Origin of the sequence: Streptomyces sp. NPDC051320 (assembly GCF_040682175.1) — a bacterium.
GTDB lineage: Bacteria > Actinomycetota > Actinomycetes > Streptomycetales > Streptomycetaceae > Streptomyces.
Map to the genome: position 1 here is coordinate 69,834 of NZ_JBFBAL010000015.1, position 21,064 is coordinate 90,897.

General features: G+C 70.2%; 20 protein-coding genes. 15 read left to right on the top strand and 5 right to left on the bottom strand.

The features are described 5' to 3' along the window. Window positions 1-245: 245 nt before the first annotated feature. Window positions 246-452 (top strand): hypothetical protein, encoded by a 207-nt coding sequence (locus tag AB0M87_RS27985; RefSeq protein ID WP_365857715.1) that lies wholly within the window; start codon window positions 246-248, stop codon window positions 450-452. Between the two features lie 19 nt (window positions 453-471). Continuing rightward, on the top strand, window positions 472-1,161 hold the full coding sequence (locus AB0M87_RS27990; RefSeq protein WP_365857717.1) for a DUF4191 domain-containing protein: 690 nt from the start codon (window positions 472-474) through the stop codon (window positions 1,159-1,161). A gap of 95 nt (window positions 1,162-1,256) precedes the next feature. On the opposite strand, the gene AB0M87_RS27995 is transcribed toward AB0M87_RS27990, so the two are convergent. Then, window positions 1,257-1,724, bottom strand: a complete 468-nt coding sequence (locus AB0M87_RS27995) for an RDD family protein (RefSeq protein ID WP_365857719.1) — start codon at window positions 1,722-1,724, stop codon at window positions 1,257-1,259. A gap of 217 nt (window positions 1,725-1,941) precedes the next feature. On the opposite strand from AB0M87_RS27995, the gene glnA reads away from it, so the two are divergent. The 6 genes from glnA (at window position 1,942) to AB0M87_RS28025 (ending at window position 7,845) form a co-directional block, all read left to right on the top strand. After that, on the top strand, window positions 1,942-3,351 hold the full coding sequence (gene glnA, locus AB0M87_RS28000) for a type I glutamate--ammonia ligase (protein WP_365857721.1): 1,410 nt from the start codon (window positions 1,942-1,944) through the stop codon (window positions 3,349-3,351). A gap of 259 nt (window positions 3,352-3,610) precedes the next feature. Beyond that, window positions 3,611-4,531 carry a glycosyl hydrolase family 18 protein gene (locus AB0M87_RS28005; protein ID WP_365857723.1) on the top strand — a complete coding sequence of 307 codons (921 nt, stop codon included), beginning with the start codon at window positions 3,611-3,613 and terminating at the stop codon, window positions 4,529-4,531. A 204-nt stretch (window positions 4,532-4,735) separates the two neighbouring features. After that, window positions 4,736-5,032, top strand: coding sequence for a nuclear transport factor 2 family protein (locus AB0M87_RS28010; RefSeq protein WP_365857725.1), 297 nt, complete (start codon window positions 4,736-4,738; stop codon window positions 5,030-5,032). A gap of 28 nt (window positions 5,033-5,060) precedes the next feature. Continuing rightward, window positions 5,061-5,927, top strand: coding sequence for a DNA-formamidopyrimidine glycosylase family protein (locus AB0M87_RS28015; RefSeq protein WP_365857727.1), 867 nt, complete (start codon window positions 5,061-5,063; stop codon window positions 5,925-5,927). A 189-nt stretch (window positions 5,928-6,116) separates the two neighbouring features. After that, window positions 6,117-6,932 carry a putative protein N(5)-glutamine methyltransferase gene (locus AB0M87_RS28020; RefSeq protein WP_365857729.1) on the top strand — a complete coding sequence of 272 codons (816 nt, stop codon included), beginning with the start codon at window positions 6,117-6,119 and terminating at the stop codon, window positions 6,930-6,932. A 70-nt stretch (window positions 6,933-7,002) separates the two neighbouring features. Then, window positions 7,003-7,845, top strand: a complete 843-nt coding sequence (locus tag AB0M87_RS28025; RefSeq protein ID WP_365857731.1) for a YhjD/YihY/BrkB family envelope integrity protein — start codon at window positions 7,003-7,005, stop codon at window positions 7,843-7,845. Between the two features lie 35 nt (window positions 7,846-7,880). Here the strand turns inward: AB0M87_RS28025 and AB0M87_RS28030 are convergent, their stop codons facing one another. Then, on the bottom strand, window positions 7,881-8,138 hold the full coding sequence (locus AB0M87_RS28030) for a hypothetical protein (protein WP_365857733.1): 258 nt from the start codon (window positions 8,136-8,138) through the stop codon (window positions 7,881-7,883). 120 nt (window positions 8,139-8,258) lie between these two features. On the opposite strand from AB0M87_RS28030, the gene AB0M87_RS28035 reads away from it, so the two are divergent. Then, window positions 8,259-8,618 (top strand): arsenate reductase family protein, encoded by a 360-nt coding sequence (locus tag AB0M87_RS28035; RefSeq protein WP_365857735.1) that lies wholly within the window; start codon window positions 8,259-8,261, stop codon window positions 8,616-8,618. Window positions 8,619-8,661: 43 nt separating this feature from the next. On the opposite strand, the gene AB0M87_RS28040 is transcribed toward AB0M87_RS28035, so the two are convergent. Then, the gene (locus AB0M87_RS28040) at window positions 8,662-9,585 is read right to left on the bottom strand and encodes a Gfo/Idh/MocA family oxidoreductase (RefSeq protein WP_365857737.1); all 924 of its coding nucleotides are present in this window, start codon (window positions 9,583-9,585) and stop codon (window positions 8,662-8,664) included. 317 nt (window positions 9,586-9,902) lie between these two features. Here AB0M87_RS28040 and AB0M87_RS28045 point away from each other — a divergent pair, with 317 nt between their 5' ends. From AB0M87_RS28045 to AB0M87_RS28055, 3 genes are all read left to right on the top strand, one after another. Then, window positions 9,903-10,433, top strand: a complete 531-nt coding sequence (locus tag AB0M87_RS28045; RefSeq protein ID WP_365857739.1) for a winged helix-turn-helix domain-containing protein — start codon at window positions 9,903-9,905, stop codon at window positions 10,431-10,433. Window positions 10,434-10,561: 128 nt separating this feature from the next. Then, window positions 10,562-11,854 carry a sensor domain-containing protein gene (locus AB0M87_RS28050; protein ID WP_365857741.1) on the top strand — a complete coding sequence of 431 codons (1,293 nt, stop codon included), beginning with the start codon at window positions 10,562-10,564 and terminating at the stop codon, window positions 11,852-11,854. Further along, the gene (locus AB0M87_RS28055; protein WP_365857743.1) at window positions 11,818-12,465 is read left to right on the top strand and encodes a response regulator transcription factor; all 648 of its coding nucleotides are present in this window, start codon (window positions 11,818-11,820) and stop codon (window positions 12,463-12,465) included. Before AB0M87_RS28050 ends, AB0M87_RS28055 begins: the two co-directional genes overlap by 37 nt. A gap of 72 nt (window positions 12,466-12,537) precedes the next feature. Here AB0M87_RS28055 and AB0M87_RS28060 read toward each other — a convergent pair whose 3' ends face one another. Continuing rightward, on the bottom strand, window positions 12,538-14,559 hold the full coding sequence (locus tag AB0M87_RS28060; RefSeq protein WP_365857745.1) for a putative Ig domain-containing protein: 2,022 nt from the start codon (window positions 14,557-14,559) through the stop codon (window positions 12,538-12,540). Between the two features lie 251 nt (window positions 14,560-14,810). Here AB0M87_RS28060 and AB0M87_RS28065 point away from each other — a divergent pair, with 251 nt between their 5' ends. Continuing rightward, window positions 14,811-15,635 (top strand): helix-turn-helix domain-containing protein, encoded by an 825-nt coding sequence (locus tag AB0M87_RS28065; protein WP_365857747.1) that lies wholly within the window; start codon window positions 14,811-14,813, stop codon window positions 15,633-15,635. A gap of 89 nt (window positions 15,636-15,724) precedes the next feature. Then, entirely contained in the window at window positions 15,725-17,260 is a 1,536-nt protein-coding gene (locus AB0M87_RS28070) for a DUF1996 domain-containing protein (protein ID WP_365857749.1), read from the top strand. A gap of 38 nt (window positions 17,261-17,298) precedes the next feature. Here AB0M87_RS28070 and AB0M87_RS28075 read toward each other — a convergent pair whose 3' ends face one another. Then, a complete protein-coding gene (locus tag AB0M87_RS28075) occupies window positions 17,299-17,748 on the bottom strand; it encodes a hypothetical protein (protein ID WP_365857751.1) in 450 nt (149 codons plus the stop codon). Between the two features lie 156 nt (window positions 17,749-17,904). Here AB0M87_RS28075 and AB0M87_RS28080 point away from each other — a divergent pair, with 156 nt between their 5' ends. Then, window positions 17,905-21,021, top strand: a complete 3,117-nt coding sequence (locus tag AB0M87_RS28080) for an alpha-N-acetylglucosaminidase (protein ID WP_365857753.1) — start codon at window positions 17,905-17,907, stop codon at window positions 21,019-21,021. Window positions 21,022-21,064: the final 43 nt, after the last annotated feature.

A 21,064-nucleotide genomic window follows, 5' to 3' on the forward strand; every position in this document is an offset into this window, starting at 1 on the left:
GGCCTAATCACGCGGCTCGTACGATCCCTGCAGGTCAGGGGTGGGTGCGGGCCGCGTCAGGCGTTTCCGGGGCCACACCGATGCTTCATGTCCGTTTGACCGGCTCGACATGCCTTGGTAACACCAATCAGTGACCCTGGGGTTACGCACCGCTCCGCTGGGTGCGTCACTCCCGCGCGCTCCCGTTGTTCCGTCCGCCGCACTGTCCGCCGGCGTATTCGCCGCTGTCCCGAGGGAACCCCATCATGCAGGCCGCGCCCCAGACCGTACGAGCCAATGCCCTTCCGTCCGTCGCCGGTGCGCTCCGTGCCGTCGAGTCGCTTCTGCTGAGCAACGGCCAGCGCACCGCTCGCCGCAACGCCTGGACGTCGGTGCTCGAGGACCGCCGCCGGGCCAAGGACCGGGTCGAGGCGCAGCACGTACTGGAGGCCGTGGCCACCCGCACCTCCTAGTCCGCGTAAACTTCTGTCCATGGCGAGGCAGGCAAACGCAGACACTGAGAATTCCGGGCGGCTGAAGCAGATCGCCCTGACCTACAAGATGACCCGCAAGGCCGATCCCCAGGTGGGTCTTGTCGTCGGCGGTCTGGGAATCGTCGTCTTCGGCGTCATTCTCGGCGTCGGCTTCGTGATCGGCCATCCCATCTACCTGGGCATCCTGGGTTTCCTGCTGGCCTTCCTCGCGATGGCGATCGTCTTCGGCCGCCGCGCCGAGCGCGCGGCCTTCGGGCAGATGGAAGGAAAGCCGGGTGCGGCGGCCGCCGTGCTGGACAACGTGGGCCGCGGCTGGACCACGACCCCGGCGGTCGCGATGAACCGCAGCCAGGACGTCGTGCACCGCGCGGTCGGCAAGGCCGGGGTGGTGCTGGTCGCCGAGGGCAACCCGAACCGGGTGAAGTCGTTGCTGGCCGCCGAGAAGAAGAAGATGGCGCGCATCGTGGTGGACGCGCCGGTGCACGACATCGTCGTGGGCGACGGCGAGGGCCAGGTACCGCTGAAGAAGGTGCGCACCACCCTGCTGAAGCTGCCGCGCGTACTGACCGGCGCCCAGGTCACAGCGGCCAACGACCGGCTGCGCGCGATGGGTGACCTGATGTCGAACATGCCCCTGCCGAAGGGCCCCATGCCGGGCCGTGGCACGAGGGGCCAGAAGCAGCGGTAAACGCAGGTAACGCGAAGGGCGGCCAGAACCTCTCCGAGGTTCTGGCCGCCCTTCGCGTTCTTGTCGGAGGCCTGCCCGGAGGCCGGGGGCCGGTCTCAGATCCGCACCTGCACGGCGCGGGCGAGACGGTCGTGCAGACCGCGTCCGTCGCGGTCCCAGATGAGCGCGGGGATGGCCACGCAGAGCAGCAGACTGCGTACAACGACGCGGGCCGCGCCGAGGCGGCCGCCGTCCTCGGCGACGACCCGCAGGCGCAGCAGCCGCTTGCCCGGTGTGCAGCCGATGGTGGAGACGGTGAGCACGCTCAGCACGAAGAAGACCAGCAGCGCCCAGTTCCCGGCGGACTGCTGGTCGCCGTGCGCGATGAGTCCGTATGCGATAAGCATGCAGAGTGCCCAGTCGATGAAAACGGCCCCGAAACGGCGGCCCAGCGGTGCGATCGCACCGGGTCCGGTCTCCGGCAGACCGAGCCGCTTGCCCCGGTGACCGAAGTCGGCACCCATCTCCTTGGCGGCCTCGCCCGGCCCGGAAAGCCACGATCCGACTGCTTGCCTGTTGTCCACCCGTCCACGGTACTGCGACCGGATTCCTACCCCTGCGGTCGGGGTCTCGATGGCCTGCGGATACCCGGTCCGGTTAACTTCTACGAAACAAATGGGTCATGCTTGAGAAATCCGGTGTCCCTATGGTCGGGTCCAGCGAGTGCCACCGCCGCCACCGCACTGGCCTCACCATGAGCTGCAACCCCGCCCCTCCCGGGTCGGGAGTAGGAGGAGTTGGATGTTCCAGAACGCCGACGACGTGAAGAAGTTCATCGCCGACGAAGACGTCAAGTTCATCGATGTCCGGTTCTGTGACCTGCCCGGTGTGATGCAGCACTTCACCATCCCGGCGGCGGTCTTCGACCCGACCGAGGAACTCGCGTTCGACGGCTCGTCGATCCGCGGCTTCCAGGCCATCCACGAGTCCGACATGGCGCTCCGCGCGGACCTGTCGACCGCCCGTGTCGATCCCTTCCGCCGCGACAAGACCGTCAACATCAACTTCTTCATCCACGACCCGATCACCGGCGAGCAGTACAGCCGCGACCCGCGGAACGTGGCGAAGAAGGCCGAGGCCTACCTCTCCTCCACCGGGTTCGCGGACACCGCCTACTTCGGCCCCGAGGCCGAGTTCTACGTCTTCGACAACGTCCGCTTCCAGACGTCGGCGAACGAGAGCTTCTACCACATCGACTCCGAGGCCGGCGCCTGGAACACCGGTGCGCTCGAGGACAACCGCGGCTACAAGGTCCGCTACAAGGGCGGCTACTTCCCGACCCCGCCGGTGGACCACTTCGCCGACCTGCGTGCCGAGATTTCCATGGAGCTGGACAAGAACGGCCTGCAGGTCGAGCGCCAGCACCACGAGGTCGGCACGGCCGGCCAGGCCGAGATCAACTACAAGTTCAACACGCTGCTCGCCGCGGCCGACGACCTGATGCTCTTCAAGTACATCGTGAAGAACGTCGCGTGGCGCAACAACAAGACCGCGACCTTCATGCCGAAGCCGATCTTCGGCGACAACGGCTCCGGCATGCACGTCCACCAGTCCCTGTGGTCCGGCGGCGACCCGCTGTTCTACGACGAGCAGGGCTACGCGGGCCTCTCGGACATGGCCCGCTACTACATCGGCGGCATTCTGAAGCACGCCCCGTCGCTGCTCGCCTTCACCAACCCGACGGTGAACTCGTACCACCGCCTGGTCCCGGGCTTCGAGGCACCGGTCAACATGGTGTACTCGCAGCGCAACCGCTCCGCCGCGATGCGCATCCCGATCACCGGCTCCAACCCGAAGGCCAAGCGCGTCGAGTTCCGCGCCCCCGACCCGTCCTCCAACCCGTACCTCGCCTTCTCGGCGCTGCTGATGGCGGGCCTGGACGGCGTCAAGAACAAGATCGAGCCGCCGGAGCCGATCGACAAGGACCTCTACGAGCTGGCTCCCGAGGAGCACGCCAACGTCCAGCAGGTCCCGACCTCGCTTCCGGCCGTGCTCGACGCGCTCGAGTCGGACCACGAGTACCTGCAGGCCGGCGGAGTCTTCACGTCCGACCTGATCGAGACCTGGATCGACTTCAAGCGCACCCAGGAGATCGCCCCGATCCAGCTGCGGCCGCACCCGCACGAGTTCGAGCTCTACTTCGACATCTAGGCGACCCCGGCCCCGGGGCGGTCATCCGCTCCCCCGGGCCACCACCGGGCCGTCGGTCGTGTGCTCCCGCTGGGAGCCCGGCCGGCGGCCCCTCGCCTTTCCGTTCGGTGCCGGCGCCGGGCCGGGCGGCCGCCGCGGATCATTGCGCAGTTCGGTGGAGCCGGGGTTGCCGAGGGCGCCCCTGCCTTCCGGACGGGGCTTGTGGGACCCGGCTCGAGAGCGCTTTCATGTCAACACCCCCACAGACATGGAGCTCACCGTGCGCCTGCGAAAGCTGCTCACCGCCCTGGCCCTCTCGGCCGTCGGACTTGCCCTGCCGCCGGCTGCCGCCGCACAGGCCAGTGCCACGACGGGCAAACGCGTCGTCGTGTACTACCAGACCCAGTTCGACAACGGCAGCTATGTCTCCCCCCGCGCCCTGACGGACCACGCCACCGGGGTCACCGATGTGATCGCCGGTGCGATCCATCTCAACGACGACGGCAGCGTGACGCTCAACGACACCTCCCCGGACGACCCGAAGTTCGATCAGATGTGGAGCGACCTGAGCGCCATGCAGGGCCAAGGCGTGCATGTCCTGGGCATGCTCGGCGGAGCCGCGGTCGGCAGCTTCCAGCGGCTCGACACCGACTTCGACACGTACTACCCGAAGCTGAAGAACGTGGTCTCCTCCCACCACCTCGACGGTATCGACCTCGACGTCGAGGAGCAGATGTCGCTCCCCGGTGTGGAGAGGGTCATCGACCAGCTGCACAGCGACTTCGGTGCCGGTTTCCTGGTGACCCTGGCCCCCGTCGCCACCGCACTGAACGGCGGGGGCAACCTGTCCGGCTTCGGTTACGACGCCCTCTACCGCGACCGGGCTGATGCCATCAGCTGGTTCAACGCGCAGTTCTACTGCGGCTGGGGCTCGCTGCAGAACACCGGCGGCTATGAGGGCGTCATCGACCACGGCGTCGTACCGCCGTCGAAGGTGGTGGCCGGGACCCTCACCAACGCGGCCAACTGCGGCAGCGGTTACGTCCCGATGGACACACTGAAGTCGACCGTCGCCGGCCTCTCGGACGAGTACCCGGACTTCGGCGGCGTCGCCGGGTGGGAGTACTTCAACTCGGACCCGGGCGGCACCGCGGCGCCCTGGGAGTGGGCCGCCGACATGTCGGCGGCGATGGCCGGCTGAGGCGTACAGGGCGAGCGGTCCGGCGCCGGCTCAGGGGCCGTACGGGCGGACGGGCGGGCGGCCGGGCGGACGGGCCATTACCTCCGGCGTAATCGACCCGTTCCTGGTCGCACGGCAGGCTGAGGTCATCCGGAACCCGGGGACCTCCCTCCTCCGGGTTCCGGTCCCACCGGCCCGTACGACCTCGCGGGAGGCTGATTCCTCATGTCCGTGCACGAGGCCGCCGTCACCCGTTACTTCACCGCTTGGAACGCCGAGGGCTCCGAGGACGTCGCCAAGGCGGGGGCCGCCACCGCCTGGAGCAAGGACGGGGGTCCCGGCTTCGCCTTCCGCCAGACCGGTACGGTCGACGGCCACCACGGCGTCGCACGCTTCGGCTGGGAGCTGGTCTCGGCGGCCGACGGCTCCGCGCCGGTCGCCGGTTCCGATGTGATCGCCCTGGCCGACGACGGCCGCATCCGTACGGTGCACGGCTTCCTGGACCGCGTCCCTGCTGCCTGAGACGACCGACCCGAGGCAGACTGGCCGTATGCCGGAACTGCCGGAGGTCGAGTCGCTCACCGGGTTCCTGGCCGATCACGTGGTCGGCCGGGAGGCCGCCCGGGTGTACCCGGTCGCGGTGCACGCGCTCAAGACGTACGACCCGCCCGTCACCGCGCTGGAGGGCCGGACGTTCGACGCGGTGACCCGGCACGGCAAGTTCCTCGATCTGCGGGCCGGAGAACTGCACCTGGTCATGCACCTCGCCCGGGCGGGCTGGGTGCGCTGGAGCGACAAGCTGCCGGACGCGCCGCCGCGGCCCGGCAAGGGGCCGCTCGCCCTGCGGGTCCGGCTTTCCGGATCTGGAGGCGCGGGCTTCGACGTGACCGAGGCGGGCACCCAGAAGCACCTGGCGGTGTACGTCGTACGGGACCCCCTGGAGGTACCCGGGGTGGCGCGGCTCGGGCCCGATCCGCTCTCCGAGTCGTTCACGCTGGCCGCCTTCACCGAACTGCTGGCGGGTGAGCGCCGCCAGATCAAGGGCATCCTCCGCGACCAGTCGGTGATCGCCGGCATCGGCAACGCGTACTCGGACGAGATTCTGCACGCGGCCCGGATGTCGCCGTTCAAGCCGGCCGCCAACCTCTCCGAGGAGGAGATCGTCCGGCTCCATCAGGTGATCGGTACGACGCTCACCGAAGCCGTGGAACGCGCCCGCGGGCTGCCGGCGCGGAATCTCAAGGCGGAGAAGAAGAGCGGGCTGCGGGTGCACGGGCGGAAGGGCGAGCCGTGTCCGGTCTGTGGCGACACGATCCGTGAGGTGTCCTTCAGCGATTCGGCGCTGCAGTACTGCCCCACCTGCCAGACCGGCGGCAAACCCCTCGCGGACCGGCGGATGTCACGCCTGCTGAAGTAGCCGGCCGCCCGGCGGTGCCGGCTGCTGTACTGTGGCGACGTCCGATACGCAGACCCCACTCCCGTGGACGCTACCGAGGAGGTGAGACCCATCACCGCTGCATCAGGTCGGGTACTCCCCCTCACTGCCGTACGGTCCGTCCGGCCCAGGTGAGCGAGGGAGCCCCGCGAGGCATCCCGAAAGGCTCACATGTCGGTCTCACCTTCACCCGTACCACCCCTTTCCCGCTCCGCGGTCATCACCAGGCTGCGCGCTGCCGGCTGCGTATACGCCGAGGACGAGGCCGAGTTGTTGCTCGCCGCGGCGGGCGGTACGGCCGAGCTCGCCGCCATGGTCGACCGGCGGGTGCTCGGCCTGCCGCTGGAACACGTCCTCGGCTGGGCGGAGTTCCACGGGCTGCGGATCGCCGTGGATCCCGGGGTTTTCGTACCGCGCCGCCGCACCGAGTTCCTCGTCGAACAGGCCGCCGCTCTCGCCCCGACCCGGGCCGTGGTGGCGGATCTGTGCTGCGGCTCGGGGGCGCTGGGCACCGCCCTCGTCCACGCCCTGGGTGAGGGGGCGGAGTTGTACGCCGCCGATGTCGACCCGGCCGCCGTGCGGTGCGCCCGCCGCAACGTCGACGCGGTGGGCGGCCGGGTGTATGAGGGCGACCTCTACGACCCGCTGCCGGCGGCCCTGCGCGGCCGTATCGGCATCCTGCTGGCCAACGCGCCCTATGTACCCACCGAGGAGATCGGTCTGCTGCCCGCCGAGGCCCGGGTGCACGAGGCGCGGGTGGCGCTCGACGGTGGCGCGGACGGTCTCGACATCGTGCGGCGGGTGACCGCCGCGGCGCCGCGATGGCTGGCGCCGGGCGGACACCTGCTGTTCGAGACGAGCGAGCGTCAGACCGGGTCGGCCGTCGCCACCGTGGCAGCCGCCGGCCTGGTCCCCCGGGTCGCCAGGTCCGAGGAGTTGTACGCCACGGTGGTCATCGGCACCAGGCCCGCGGCTCCCGCTGGTTGAGGGGCGGATCAGCCCAATGCCGCGCGCGTCCGCGCGGTCGATCCGTGGAGCGGGCAGCAGGGTGGACGGCATGCCTGAGCCATTCACCTCCGCTGTGCGGGCTTTCCGCCGCCGGACGCCGTTGGCCGGCCGGGTGGCCGGCCAGCTCGCGGCGGTCAACATCTTCGACTCGGCGACCCGGCTGGCTGCCCAGGCGTTCCTCTCCGCGGTCCCGGTGCTCTTCGTCATCGGCGCCTTCGCACCGCAGTACGTCCGCGACCAACTCGTCAGCTCGCTGCATGCGGTGATGGGGCTCAACGACAGCTCGCTCGACGAGGTGCAGCGGGTGCTCAGCGCCGAGGACGGAGAGACCAAGGACGCCTCGGGGATCGTGGGGGCGTTGGTGACGGTGCTTTCGGCGACCGCGTGCAGCAGGGCGCTGCAGCGGGTCTGCGAGCGTTCCTGGCATGTGCCGGCCGCCGGGCTGCGGTTGATCGCCTGGCGCTGGGTGGTGTGGCTGGTGGTGTGGCTGGTCGCGCTGCTCGCCCAGGGCGCCGTGCACACCGGTCCGTTCGCCGGGCCGTGGGTCGGTGTGCCGCTGTCCCTGGTGGTCAGCCTGTTGCTGTGGTGGTGGACCCAATGGCTGCTGCTGGGCGGCCGGGTGACCTGGCTGCCGCTGCTGCCGGGAGCAGCGCTCACCGCAGTGGCGGTGGTGGGGCTGACCTGGGGCTCGCGGCTCTACGTGCCGCGCACGCTGCAGCGGAGCGTCGACCGATTCGGCCCGCTGGGCGCGGTGTTCACGACCTTCTCCTGGTTGATCGCCCTGTTCACCTGCGTCACGGTGGGGATCGCGCTGGGCTATGTCCTGGCGCGGGAGGAGCCGCTCGCCCGGTGGCTGCGGATGCGGGCAGCCACCGGGCGAGCAGAACGGTAGGGATACGTGGCCGGGGCTACGCCGGGGTCCGGCGGTCAGCGCCCGTAGCGGATCAGGAAGCGGACCATCCGGCAGGTCGCGTCGGACGGCGGGTGGATTCCGATACGGGCCGCGGTGGAGCGTATCTTCCGGTTCGGCGCCTGCGTCGGCTGGTAGACACCCGAGTCGAGCAGGGCGATCGCCAGCCGCATCGCCTTCAGCCTGCGGTTGTGCGAGACGTACCAGTCGCGTGGCTTTCCTGCGGGCAGTGGCTTCTTGAGAAGGGGCTCCGTCGGGAACGTGGCGACGGCCATCGGCGACCTCCAGGCGCTGGTGGTGGGACCCTCACGAACTACCTCTAGTTTACCGCCCACCACTGACAAAAGCCCCTGGCCAGAGGGGATACGGCAGACCTCTGGCGTATCTTGTGGCATATGGAGATCTGGATCAATCCCGCATGTTCCAAGTGCCGCAGCGCAGTGGACCTGCTGGACGCCGAAGGCGCCTCGTACACCGTCCGCCGCTACCTGGAGGACGTCCCCGGTGTGGACGAGATCCGGGCGGTGCTCGGCAGGCTCGGGCTCGAGCCCTGGGACATCACCCGGACCCAGGAAGCGGAGGCGAAGGAACTCGGGTTGAGGGACTGGCCGCGTGACGACGCGGCGCGCGACCGCTGGATCGAGGCGCTGGCCGGCCACCCGAAGTTGATCCAGCGGCCGATCATCACGGCGGACGACGGGACGGCCGTGGTGGGCCGCTCGGAGGAAGCCGTACGGGAGGCGCTCCGGCGCTGATCCCCCTGCGGCAGGGGCCGGAGCCTGCCACGACCCGAACCCCTCAGTTGGGGTGCAACTGCCCCTCCGCCGCCGCCAGGATCTCGGTGAGCCGTAGCCCGAACCGTGCGTCGCAGGCGTGCGGCACCCCGGTCCGTACCGCGTCGAGCAGGGCGTCGACCGCCGCCGCGAAGGGGACCAGGGGGCGACCGCCGCCCGCCGGCAGGGTCGCCACGCCGTGGTTGCCGCGCAACTCCACCTGCACGCCTGCCGCCTCGATCGGCGCGCTCAGGCTGAGCGTGACGGAGCTCGAGGCGCCGGATGCGTGCCTCAGTACGAGGTGAACGGTGTCGCCGGGGCCACCGGCCGCCGTCACTTCGGCGGCGTCACCGAGCACCGGCAGCAGTACGGAGAGCGCGTGCGGGCCGACGTCCCAGAGGCCGCCCTTGTCCTTGCGCCACGGGGAAGCGGCGTACGGGCTGTCCGCGTCGGGCGAGAACAGCGCCCCGAGCCACTGCGCGCGCCCGACGAACCAGCCTGGCACCGCGGCCTGTTCGCTGATCCAGGCGGCCACTTCGGGGGCGAAGCGCAGGGTGCAGAAGACCACCGAGGCGACGCCGGCCCGCTCGGCCGCGTCGACGACCGCGCGAGCGCCGTCGACCGTCGTGGCGACCGGCTTGTCGAGCAGCAGGTGGCATCCCGCGGCGGCCGCCCGGGCCGCGAGCGGGGCCTGGACGTCCGGTGGCAGGGCGACCGCGACCGCGTCACTCGCCGAGAAGAGGGCGTCCACCTTCTCGTACGCGGTCGTGGCGTGTGCGGCAGCCAACTCGGCCGCCGCCTCCGGGCGCCTGCCCCACACCCCGCTGAGTTCGACCCCGGGGTGGGCGGCGAGCGCGGGGGCGTGCGTGGCCCGCGCCCACGGGCCGGTGCCGAGCAGCCCGATACGGAGTGGCGTGGCGGATGGCGTGCTCGCGGGTGGGTTTGTCATGGTCGCCAGTGTCCGCCATCACCCGGCATGCGGAAACCGCGCCCGGAACCAGCGCCGGAATGAGTTGCCCACGTGCTGAGAAGCCCCTCCTGCCGCCCGGCCCGGTCTGCTTCAATGGGGGCATGGACAGCTATCGGACGACCTCGGCGGGTCGCAACGACCTCGAGCCGTTCTGGCCGTCACGTCAGCACCATGACTTCGACCGGGTGTGTTGCCGCGCGACGCAGGCGCCGGCCCTCTAACACCTCTCCGCAGGTCTTCGGCCGGCGCGCACGACGTACGTCCCTCGACGGCCTCCGCGCGAAAGCTGACTCCCCATGGCTGACATTCGTTTCCTCTCCACCGCGACCACCACGTCTCTTCCCCTTCACCGCCACGGGCTCCGCGCCGTGGACCCGGACGAGGTGGTCCAGGTCGCCGATCTGCTGCGGCCCGGCGCGACCTGGCTGCCCGCGCCCCAGCACACCGTGCCCAGCGCGCCCGGCCGGCCGCCGATGATCGGCTATCTGGTACTGGTACCGGCCGACGCCGGGCCGGTGGCGCCGCCCACCGCCGAGGCCCTGTCCGGCGAGCCGGTGCGGATCGACAGTGCGCAGCGCACCGCCGCCGTGGACGGGCGGCCGCTCGACCTGACGTATCTCGAGTTCGAACTGCTCGCGCATCTGGTCGCCCACCCGCACCGGGTGCACAGCCGCGACCAGTTGGTGACCACGGTGTGGGGTTACGGGCATGTGGGCGACGGCAGGACCGTCGATGTCCACGTCGCCAGGCTGCGCCGCAAGCTGGGCGCCGAGCACCGGCACGCGATCCGGACGGTGCGCCGCGTCGGGTACAAGTACGCCCCCTGATACGCGCCCCGTGGTGTTGCCGGCTACACCCCCCGGTGGGGGGGCCGGCCCCAATGACCCGGCGGGCGGCTCCGGCGAGACTGGTCACGACCGGCAGCCGTCCGGCGAGGACGAGAGGGACCCACACCATGAATGCGACGAAGGCGCGCGACGGCGCACTGGCAGCCGTGCAGGGCTTGACGCTGGCGCTGATCTCCCTCATCGGGTCGATCACGCTCTTCACACTGACCGCGGTCTCGATCGCGCTGATCCCGATCGGTGTCGGCGTCTTCACCACCCCTGCCGTGCTGACCCTGGTGCGGGCGCACGCCAATCAGCGCAGGTTGCTCGCTGCGCGGTGGGGCGGCGTGCCCATTCCGGTGCCGTACCGGCCCTTCCCGGGGGACGCACGGAAGGGCGTCACCGGTCAGGTCGAGCGCTGCACCATCATGGTCAAGGACCCGGCGACCTGGCGGGACATCCGGTGGATGCTGGTCGACATGACGGCCGGCGCCGTCACCGCCCTGGTGCCGCCCGGGCTGTTCCTGCACGGGCTCTTCGGCATTCTGCTGCCGACCGGCCTGTGGCGGCCGATCGACCAGGCCGGCGGGGGCGGCCTCTGGTACGGATTCGTGCATGTCACCAGCTCGTTCACGGCAGGACTCGCGGCGCTGCTCGGCTGTGTCCTGATCGCGCTCGGTCTGCGGTTCGGCCGCCCACTGGTCACGGTGCACTTCAGGCTCACCGCGGCGTCGCTGGCTCCCACCAGGGAGGCCGAACTGGGCGAGCGCATCGACCGGCTCACCGCGACCCGGCACGACGCCGTCGACACCTCGGCCGCCGAACTGCGCCGGATCGAGCGGGATCTGCACGACGGTGCCCAGGCCAGGCTGGTCGCCATGGGGATGAACCTGTCCACCATCGAGGCGCTGATCGAGAAGGACCCCGCCCAGGCCAGGAAGATGCTGTCGATGGCACGTGAGTCCTCCGCGGAGGCGCTGGCCGAACTGCGGGACCTGGTGCGCGGCATCCACCCGCCGGTCCTCGCGGAACGCGGTCTCGGCGACGCCGTGCGGGCACTGGCGCTGCGGCTGCCGGTCCCGTGCGAGGTGTCGGTGGAGATGACCGGCCGGGTCGACGCCCCGGTCGAGTCGGCCGCGTACTTCGCGGTCAGCGAGTCCCTCACCAATGCGGTGAAGCACGCCGGCGCGGGGCGCGTCTGGGTCGACATCCACCACGCGGACGCCACCTTGCGGTTGTCGGTCACCGACGACGGGCGCGGCGGTGCGGCGGTCGGCGCGGGCTCCGGCCTGAGCGGAATCGAACGCCGGCTGGGTACATTCGACGGCATACTGGCCGTCAGCAGCCCGGTCGGCGGCCCGACCATGGTGACGATGGAGATTCCGTGCGCGTTGTCCTCGCCGAAGACCTCTTCCTCCTGAGGGACGGCCTGGTCCGGATGCTGGAGGCGTACGACTTCGAGATCGCCGCCGCCGTCGAGACCGGGCCCGAACTGACCAGGGCCTTGGCCGAGTTGGAGCCGGACGTCGCCGTCGTCGACGTCCGGCTTCCGCCGTCCCACACCGACGAGGGCCTGCAGTGCGCCCTGGCCGCCCGCCGCGCGAGGCCGGGGCTGCCCGTACTGGTGCTCTCCCAGCATGTGGAGCAGCTGTACGCGCGCGAGTTGCTGGCCGACGGCACCGGCGGAATCGGCTATCTGCTGAAGGACCGGGTGTTCGACGCGGACCAGTTCATCGACGCGGTACGCCGGGTCGCCGCGGGTGGCACCGCGATGGACCCGCAGGTGATCCAGCAGCTGCTGTCGCGGCGCGCGCAGGACAAGCCGGTGGGCAGCCTGACGCCGCGGGAGCTGGAGGTCATGGAGCTGATGGCGCAGGGCCGTTCCAACGGGGCGATCGCGGGACAACTGGTGGTCACCGAGCGGGCGGTGGCCAAGCACACCTCGAACATCTTCGCCAAGCTGAGCCTACCGGTCTCGGACGACGACAACCGTCGGGTACTCGCCGTGCTCGCCTATCTGGACCGGGGCTGAGACCGCGGTCGGCAACCGGCGCGAGGGGCCCGGAGTCGTGGACTCCGGGCCCCAGTGGCGCGGTGGTGCGGATCAGCTGACGTTCAGGGCGGTGTCGTCGATGACGAACGACGTCCCGAGGGACACGTCCTCGGCGCCGGTGAACTTGAGGGTGACCGTCTGCCCGGCGAACGAGGAGAGGTCGACGGACTTCAGCGCGTAGCCGTTGTTCGCGTTGAGGTTGGAGTAGCTGGCCACGGTCGTCGAACCGGCCGTCACCTTCAGTGTGTCGTAGGCACGGGAGCCGGTTGACTCGTCGGTGTCGATGTGCAGGTAGTAGCTCAGCGTGGCGTGGCAGCCGGCCGGTACGGTCACCGACTGGGAGACCGTGTCGGTGTGGGTGCTGCCGTAGCCGTCCAGCCAGGCCTTCCAGCTGCCGGAGTGCGCGGGCTCACCGGAGCTGTTGTCGACCATACCGGAGCTGGCGGACCAGGGGGCGGCGCTGCCGGTCTCGAAGCCGGCGTTGCCGAGCAGTTGGGCCGCGGTGCAGCCGCCGCCGCCCGACGTGGAGACGGTCCAGTTGAAGGACGTGCTACCGGACGCGTTGGTGGAGTCCTTGGCGGTGACGGTGACCGATGAGGTGCCGGTCGCCGTCGGGGTGCCCGTGATGAGGCCGGTCGACGCGTTGATCGACAGGCCCGCCGGGAGGCCGGTTGCGCTGTAGGTCAGGGACTTGGAGGTGTCCGAGTCGGTGGCCTTGATCTGCAGGGAGACCGAGGTGTTCACCTTGGTGCTCTGGTTGCCCGGGTTGGTGACGGACACGGTGTTACCGGTGCTGGTGCCGCCGGTGAAGGCCGCGGTGCCGTTCGGGGTGCCGAGGCCGGTCGGGCCGTCGTAGCCCGATGCGGCCTTGCAGAGGTAGCTGCCGCAGTTGCCGTTGGCGCCGGAGGTGACGTCGTTGAGCGAGGAGGTGTGGGCGTACGGGTAGGAGGCGGGCACGGTGTTGGCCGACGGGGTGCCCGCGAGGGCGTACACGCCGGCGATGATCGGTGACGAGGCACTGGTGCCGCCGTACACGTTCCAGCCGCTGGCCTGGTAACTGTCGTACACGGCAAGCCCGGTGGCCGGGTCGGCGACCGCGGACACGTCGGCGACGGTCCGCTTCGAGCAGCCGGTGTCGTGCTGCCAGGAGGGCTTTGCGTCGTATGCGGAGCAGCCGGAGCCCGCGCCGTCGCCGCCGGAGCTGGAGCCCCACACCGACTCGGTCCAGCCGCGGGAGTTGCTCGAGCTGCTGAGCGAGGTGCCGCCGACCGAGGTCACGTACTGGGAGGCTGCGGGGTACTCGACGCCGTAGCCGCTGTCACCGGAGCTGACGGTGATCGCGACGCCGGGGTGGTTGAAGTAGGTGGAGTCCGAGCTGGGGTCGGTGGAGTCCTCGTCGCCGCCGTAACTGTTGGAGACGTACTTGGCGCCCATGCTGACCGCGCGGTTCACCGCCGTGCCGAGGTCGTCCATGCTGGCGGTGTCGGCCTCCACCAACAGTATGTGGCACTGCGGGCAGACGGCGCTGACCATGTCGACGTCGAGCGATATCTCACCGGCCCAGCCGGAGTCGGCGGTGGGGTAGTTGGTTCCGCCGTTCTGGTCGACCTTCTTGAAACAGCCGTTGGCGGTGGTGCAGGCCGCCAGCCCGTACTGGGAGCGGTAGGTGGCCAGGTCGGATTCGGCGTTGGGGTCGTCCTGGGCGTCGACGATCGCCACGGTCGCACCGGAGCCGGCGTTCGAGGGCAGGGCGTAGGCGCTGCGCAGATCGGTGGGCCCGTAGCCGGAAGGAGCGACGTTGGCGGTGATTCCGAGGTGCTGCTTCACGTCCGTACGCGCCAGTGCGAGGCAGGCCATCCGGCCGGGCTTGCTGGGCTCGGCGCAGAGCCGCTTGACGGCAGCGGTGCCGGACTGCGCGGTGCCGGCATGCGTGGTGGTGGCACCGACGGACTGGGCGGCTGCGGTCGGAGCGACGGCTATCAGGCCGCCGGTTATCAGCGCCGCGGCCGACAGCAGCACGGTTCCGGCGCTGCCGGTCAGCCTTGTCAGGCCGAAGGGTCTCTTCGAGTACAAGGAACTGCCCTCCATGGGGGGTCGATTCGCCCGGACGGGACGATCGGAGGCGCCTTGCCAAGGGGTGTGGTGAGTGCATGACAAGATGCCTCGTAGGATGCCACCCCGTTGAGTGGTGGCAGAGATGAAGGTAGCGACGCGCTCACACACCGACAACAGCCGTGCGGCATACCGGAGGTAAAGGCTTCCCCCGGAAATGGGTTGGATCACGACCGGCTCCCCGGTGCGGCAGCGCGTATACGGTGGCCGCCATGGAGCCGGAGGAAGAGTCGGTCAGCGCCCTCGTCGAACTCGGCCTGTCGCGCTACGAGTCACGCGTCTACCTCGCCCTGGTCCGACGCGATTCGTACACCGCGGCGCAGGTCGCGCGGGAGGCAGAGGTACCCAGGCAGCGGATCTACGACGTGCTCGATGCCCTGGTCCGCGCCCAACTGGCCGTCGCCCACCGCGGTCGAGTGGCCACCTTCACCGCCGTGGCGCCCGAACTCGCGCTCGCCAGGCTGATGAACCGTCGGCGGGAGTCTCTCGAGCAGTTGGAGCGCGTCTCGGCCGGACTGGCCGCGACCCTGCTGCCGCTCTGGTCCGACGGCCGCACACACACCGACCCGCTCGACTACATCGAGGTGTTGCGCGACCCACGGCAGACCGCCGAGCGCTATGCCGACATCCAGGATCAGGCGACCGGCGAACTGCTCAGCTTCTGCACGCCCCCCTTCGTCACACCGGCAGCCAACGTCTCCGGCCTCAAGGCCGCGCGGCGGATCAGCCGCGCCCGGGGCACCGTCCAGGCCGTTTACACCTATGACGCACTGGCCGACGAGGAGATGCTGGAGAACGTCAAACGTTTCGGCGAGGCCGGCGAGGTGGCCCGATTCACCGACGAGCTGCCGATCAAACTCGTGATAGCCGACGCTTCGCTGGTGCTGTGCGACATGCCCGATCCGGTCGCGGGCACCGGCGCCACGACGTCGCTCTTCATCGAGCATCCGGCGCTCGCCGCCTGTCTGCGCCTCGCTTTCCGGACGGTGTGGGACCGGGCCGCCCCACTGCCACACGCGAATTCTCGGAGCAGCTGAACGGATCGCCCGCCGCGCCCGTATGGAACGTCGCGCTTCAATTCCCCTGCCGGGAACCCCCCTACCGGATACGAAGCCTGAGGAGTTCCATGGGACGCATATCAAGAAAACGCTCCACGCTGACGAACCGTATGCTGGTCGCATCGGCCGCGCTGGTACTGGGCGGCGGCGGCCTCCTCGCGGTCAACGTCTACGCGTCGGCCGGAGAGAGCCACCGGGGCCCCGACTCCCCACAGGTATACGGGCAGCAGAGCCAGCAGAGCCGGTACGCCGCTCGGCAGATGTCCACCATCGTCTGCCCGGACGTGTCGAACCAACTGCCGGACGTGCCGCATGCGGCACGGCAGGAGGTGGACCGCGAACTGGCCGGGATCGACAGCCGGATCACCGATGCGTACAAGAGACTCGCGGACTCGAGGGACCAGATCGCACGCGATCCGAACTTCGCCCAGAACGCCATTCTGAATCCGCTCAAGGACAAGCGCTTCGCAGCCATCGACCGGATAGTCATCGCGATCGGCCGGCACGCCGCGAAACCGCGGGGCCTCGAATCACTGGCCCCGTGCACGATGCGCAGCGACGGAACGCCGAACGGTGACCAGGCCGGCGGGCAGGCAGGCGACCAGGGCGCTTACCAGGGGCAGGGGCAGGGCGGCCAGGGTGACGCTCAGGGCGGTGATCAGGGCGGTGATCAGGGCGGTGGCCAGGGCGGTGAGGGCGGTGGCCAGGCCCAGCAGGGCAACGGTCCCGAGGCGTCGGACTTCGTCGACATCACCTCCGTACAGCCCAACGTCCGCACCCCACGCCAGCTCCGATCCGGCTCCACCGGAGTGTTCACCTCCGACTGCGGACGCAACGAGAACGGGAAATTCAATCCGGCCAATGTCATTGTCGCCCCCGGGGTGAGCAATGGTGCGCACCACACGCACGACTATGTCGGAAATCAGGCCACCGATGCCTTTTCGACCGATGAGATATTGGCCAATGGTCAGACGAGCTGCAAGAACCAGGGCGACAAATCCGCCTACTACTGGCCCGTCCTCCGGCTGCAGAACGGTCAGGACGAGAAGGACGTGAACGAGGACGGCGGCGGAAAGGACCAGAACATCGGGAAGATTCAGACACCGGCCGAGGTCGACATCACCTGGAAGGGAAGCCCGGTCAGCAAGGTCACCGCGATGCCGCGCTTCCTGCGGATCATCACCGGTGACGCCAAGGCATTCACCAATGGTGATGCCAATGCCGGCGCCTCCTGGTCCTGCACCGGATTCGAGAACCGTCAGCTCGCCGACAAGTACCCCATCTGCCCGGCCGACAGCAAGGTGGTACGGAGTTTTCATTTCCCGAACTGCTGGGACGGCCGCGACATCGACAGCGCCAATCACCGCACGCATACGGCACTCGCGGACGAGAACGGAGCCTGTCCGAACGGCTTCGAGGCCATCCCGCAGCTCGTCGAGCGCCTCGTGTACGACGTCCCGCCGGGCCCCGGCTTCGCCGTCGACTCGTTCCCCGAGCAACTGCACAAGCCGATCACCGATCACGGCGACTTCATCGACGTCTTCAGCGACCAGCTGATGCGGCGTGTGGTGTCCTGCATCAACAACGGGCGCACGTGCACCTGAGAAAGAGCCGCTGAAGAACGGCCCCCCGACCTGCGCGGTCAGCTCGTGTGATGACCGGAATGCCCGTCGCTCCGCCCGCTGCCACTACTCCCCTGGTGGTGCTGCGACCCGGCTTCCACCGTCCCACCGAGCCGGCCGCGCAGCCCTGCGACCACCCCGGTGTCGCCGACCGCGACCCACCTGCGGCCGAGCAGATAGGTACCGCCGTAGTCCTCGGCCGAGTTGAGCCATTCGCGTTGGCCACGGTCGGTGGCGAAGGTCAACAGGACGTACCGTCCTTGGCCGGTGGAACAGTTGGCCTGGCGCAGTTCGCGGGCGTCCGTCTGGATGTCCGGTTTGCACCTCGCCTTCACCGCCAGCTGCTCCAGGCTGCCGGTCGCGGTCTTCGGCGCCGCGGGCACTCCGTGGGAGTGTGCGGTCGGGTGGGCGGTCGAGCAGCCGGCCGCCAGGCTCAGGGCCGCGACCGCCACGGCCACTCGGGTACGCATCCGCCCATCGTGCCGTCTCCGGAGCGGTTTCGCGGGCGAATCGTCTACCCCGTCAGACTGATCAGGCACCATTGCTCCGGCCCTGCCTCCTCATTAACCTGCGCTGCGCATGCACCTGTTGTCGCACGAGCATCACGAGCAACATAAGGAGCGCAGATGTCGGAGCTGTCGAGGCGTACGCTGTCGAGACGTACGCTGCTGAGCACCGCCGGGCTGATCGGCTGCGGAGCGACGCTCGGCGTCGCCTCTCCCGCCTTCGCCGCCGGAACCGACGGCCCGGCCGGCTCGGGGGGAACCACCGGAGCTGCCGGCAGCGACCTCGACACCGGCCCCGCCCGGGCGGCCCTGCGGCGGCTGCTGCCCCAGCACGCCGACCAGTTCCGGCTCACCGTGCTCACCGGCCGCGAACGGTTCCGTGTCACCGGTTCGACCGGCCGGATCGAAGTCGCCGCCACCGGCCCCGCGGCAGCGCTGACCGGTGTGAACTGGTATCTGAAGTACGTCTGTCAGGCGCACATCTCCTGGGACAGCTCCCAGCTGGACCTGCCGCACCGGCTGCCCGCACCGCGCCGGGCCGTCCAGCAGTCGGCGACCGTGCCGCACCGCTTCGCCTTCAACGACACCAACGACGGGTACAACGCTCCGTATGCCGACTGGGACCACTGGGAGCGGACGATCGACGTCCTCGCCCTGCACGGCTGCAACGAAGCCCTCATCACCACCGGCCAGGAAGCCGTCTACCACCGGCTGCTGCAGGACTTCGGCTACTCCGACACCGAGGCCCGCAGCTGGCTGCCCGCACCCTCCCACCAGCCGTGGTGGCTGCTGCAGAACATGAGCGGTTACGGCGGCCCGCTCTCCCCCGAGCTCATCGACCGCCGCGCGGCGCTCGGCCGCCGCATCGCCGACCGGCTGCGCGACCTCGGTATGCACCCGGTCTTCCCCGGCTACTTCGGCACCGTTCCGGACGGCTTCCCGGACCGCAACCCGGGTGCCCGGGTCGTCCCGCAGGGCACCTGGAACGGGCTGCGGCGACCCGACTGGCTCGACCCGCGGACCGAGGTGTTCGGCCAGGTCGCCGCCGCCTTCTACCGGCATCAGGCGGAACTCTTCGGTGACGCCGCGCACTTCAAGATGGACCTGCTCCATGAGGGCGGCACCCCGGGCGACGTACCGGTCTCGGACGCCGCGCGCGCCGTGGAGAAGTCCCTGCAGACCGCGCGTCCCGGCGCCACCTGGGTGATCCTCGGCTGGCAGGCCAACCCGCGCCGCGAGTTGCTCCAGGCTGTCGACACCCGGCGGATGCTGATCGTCGACGGTCTTTCCGACCTCGACAACGTCACCGACCGGGAGCAGGACTGGGGCGGGGCCCCGTACGCCTTCGGCACCATCCCCAACTTCGGCGGCCGCACCACGATCGGCGCCGACACCGACCGCTGGACGGAGAAGTTCACCGCCTGGCGCGACAAGCCGGGCAGCGCCCTGGTCGGCACCGCGTACATGCCGGAGGCCGCCGAGCGCGACCCCGCGGCCTTCGAGCTTTTCAGCGAGCTCGCCTGGCGCACCGAGAAGATCGACCGGCCCGCCTGGTTCACCCGGTACGCCGGGGTCCGCTACGGCAAGGACGATCCGGCCGCCCAGGCGGCCTTCGCCGCGCTGGCCACCACCGCGTACCAGCTGACCAGCACCGACGGCCGCCCCGTCGATTCGCCCTTCTCGCGCCGCCCGAGCCTCACGGCCTCCGTCCGCTTCGCCTTCGACACGGCCGGCTTCGACGAGGCCTTCGCCTCCCTGCTCGACGTACGACGTCCGCTGCGCGACTCCGACGCCTACCGCTACGACCTCACCGACCTGGCCCGGCAGGCGCTGGCCGACCGCGCCCGGATGCTGCTTCCGCAGCTGCACGCCGCCTACACCGACAAGGACCTGGACACCTTCCGGGCGCTGGCCGCGCTCTGGCTGAAACTGATGCGGCTCACCGACGCCATGGCCGGCTGCCACCGGGCGTTTCTGCTCGGCCCCTGGCTCGAGGAGGCCAGGAACTTCGGGACCAGCCCCGACGAGGCGGTGCGGCTGGAGTGGACGGCCCGGACCCTGATCACCACCTGGGGAGACCGCACGGCCGCCAACGACCTCAGCAACTACGCCAACCGTGACTGGCACGGACTGATGTGCGATGTCCATCTACCGCAGTGGCAGGCCTATCTGGACGAGCTGACGGCTGCACTCGCCGAGGGCCGGGCCGCCAAGTCCTTCGACTGGTACCCGTCCGAGGAGGCGTGGACCCGGCGGACCGACGCCTACCCGGTCCGGCCGACCGGCGACGCGCAGCGCACCGCGCAGGAGGTGTACGACACCCTCGCCACCGCCCCGTACCAGGGCGCCGCCTCCGTCTCGGCCGAGCCGGTCGCCTTCACTCCCGGCAGCAAGGGCAAGGTCACCGCGTCCTTCCGCAACCTCAACGGGCTGCGCTCCACCGGCCGGGTCGACTTCACGCTGACCGGCCTCGACGCCACCGCGCAGGGTGACACCTTCCTCAGCAGCGTCGGGCCCGGCCGCACCGGCTCGGTCTCCTGGGAGGTCACCGCACCCGCCGAACCGCTCACCGTCCCGCTGCGCCCGATGCCGTACGCGCTGCTCACCCGGTTCGGGCCGCGCGGCGATGACCGGGTGGGCGTCACCCGGTCGAGCGCGGTGTACGTGGCGGCCCCGCTGGATGCCGCCTGGCGCACCTACACCGGAAACGAGGCGGTGTTCGGGCAACTCGGTGACCGGCTGGCGATCAACGGCGGTGGGCAGGACCTCTGGAAGGGCACCACCGAGTTCGGCACCGCCTTCCGGGCCGGGGCGATGGTGGACGGCACGACGGTGACCGTGCGAGTGGACTCGCAGGAGAACACCGGCAGCTGGGCCAGGTCCGGCCTCGTCGTCCGCAACAGCCTGGCCACCCCCGGCGCGCCCGGTTTCCTCAACCTGGCGGTGACGCCCGGCCAGGGCGTGGTGCTGTCGTACGACACCAACGGCGACGGGACGCTGGACACCTACAAACGCATCACCGGGATCAAGGCACCGGTCCTGCTGCGGCTCACCCGGACCGGCGGGGCCTTCACCGGCGCCTGTTCGACCGACGGGGGCGTGACCTGGCGGACGGTCGCCACGGTGACCGTGCCGGCCAGCGCGGACGCCCAGGACGTGGGCGTCTTCATGAGCGCCACCAACGGCGGCAGCGGCCTGCGCGGCACGGTCGAATTCAGCGGGTGGACGCTCAACTGAGCATGCGCCACGGGGGTACGGGGCGGCAGCTTCGCCGCCCCGT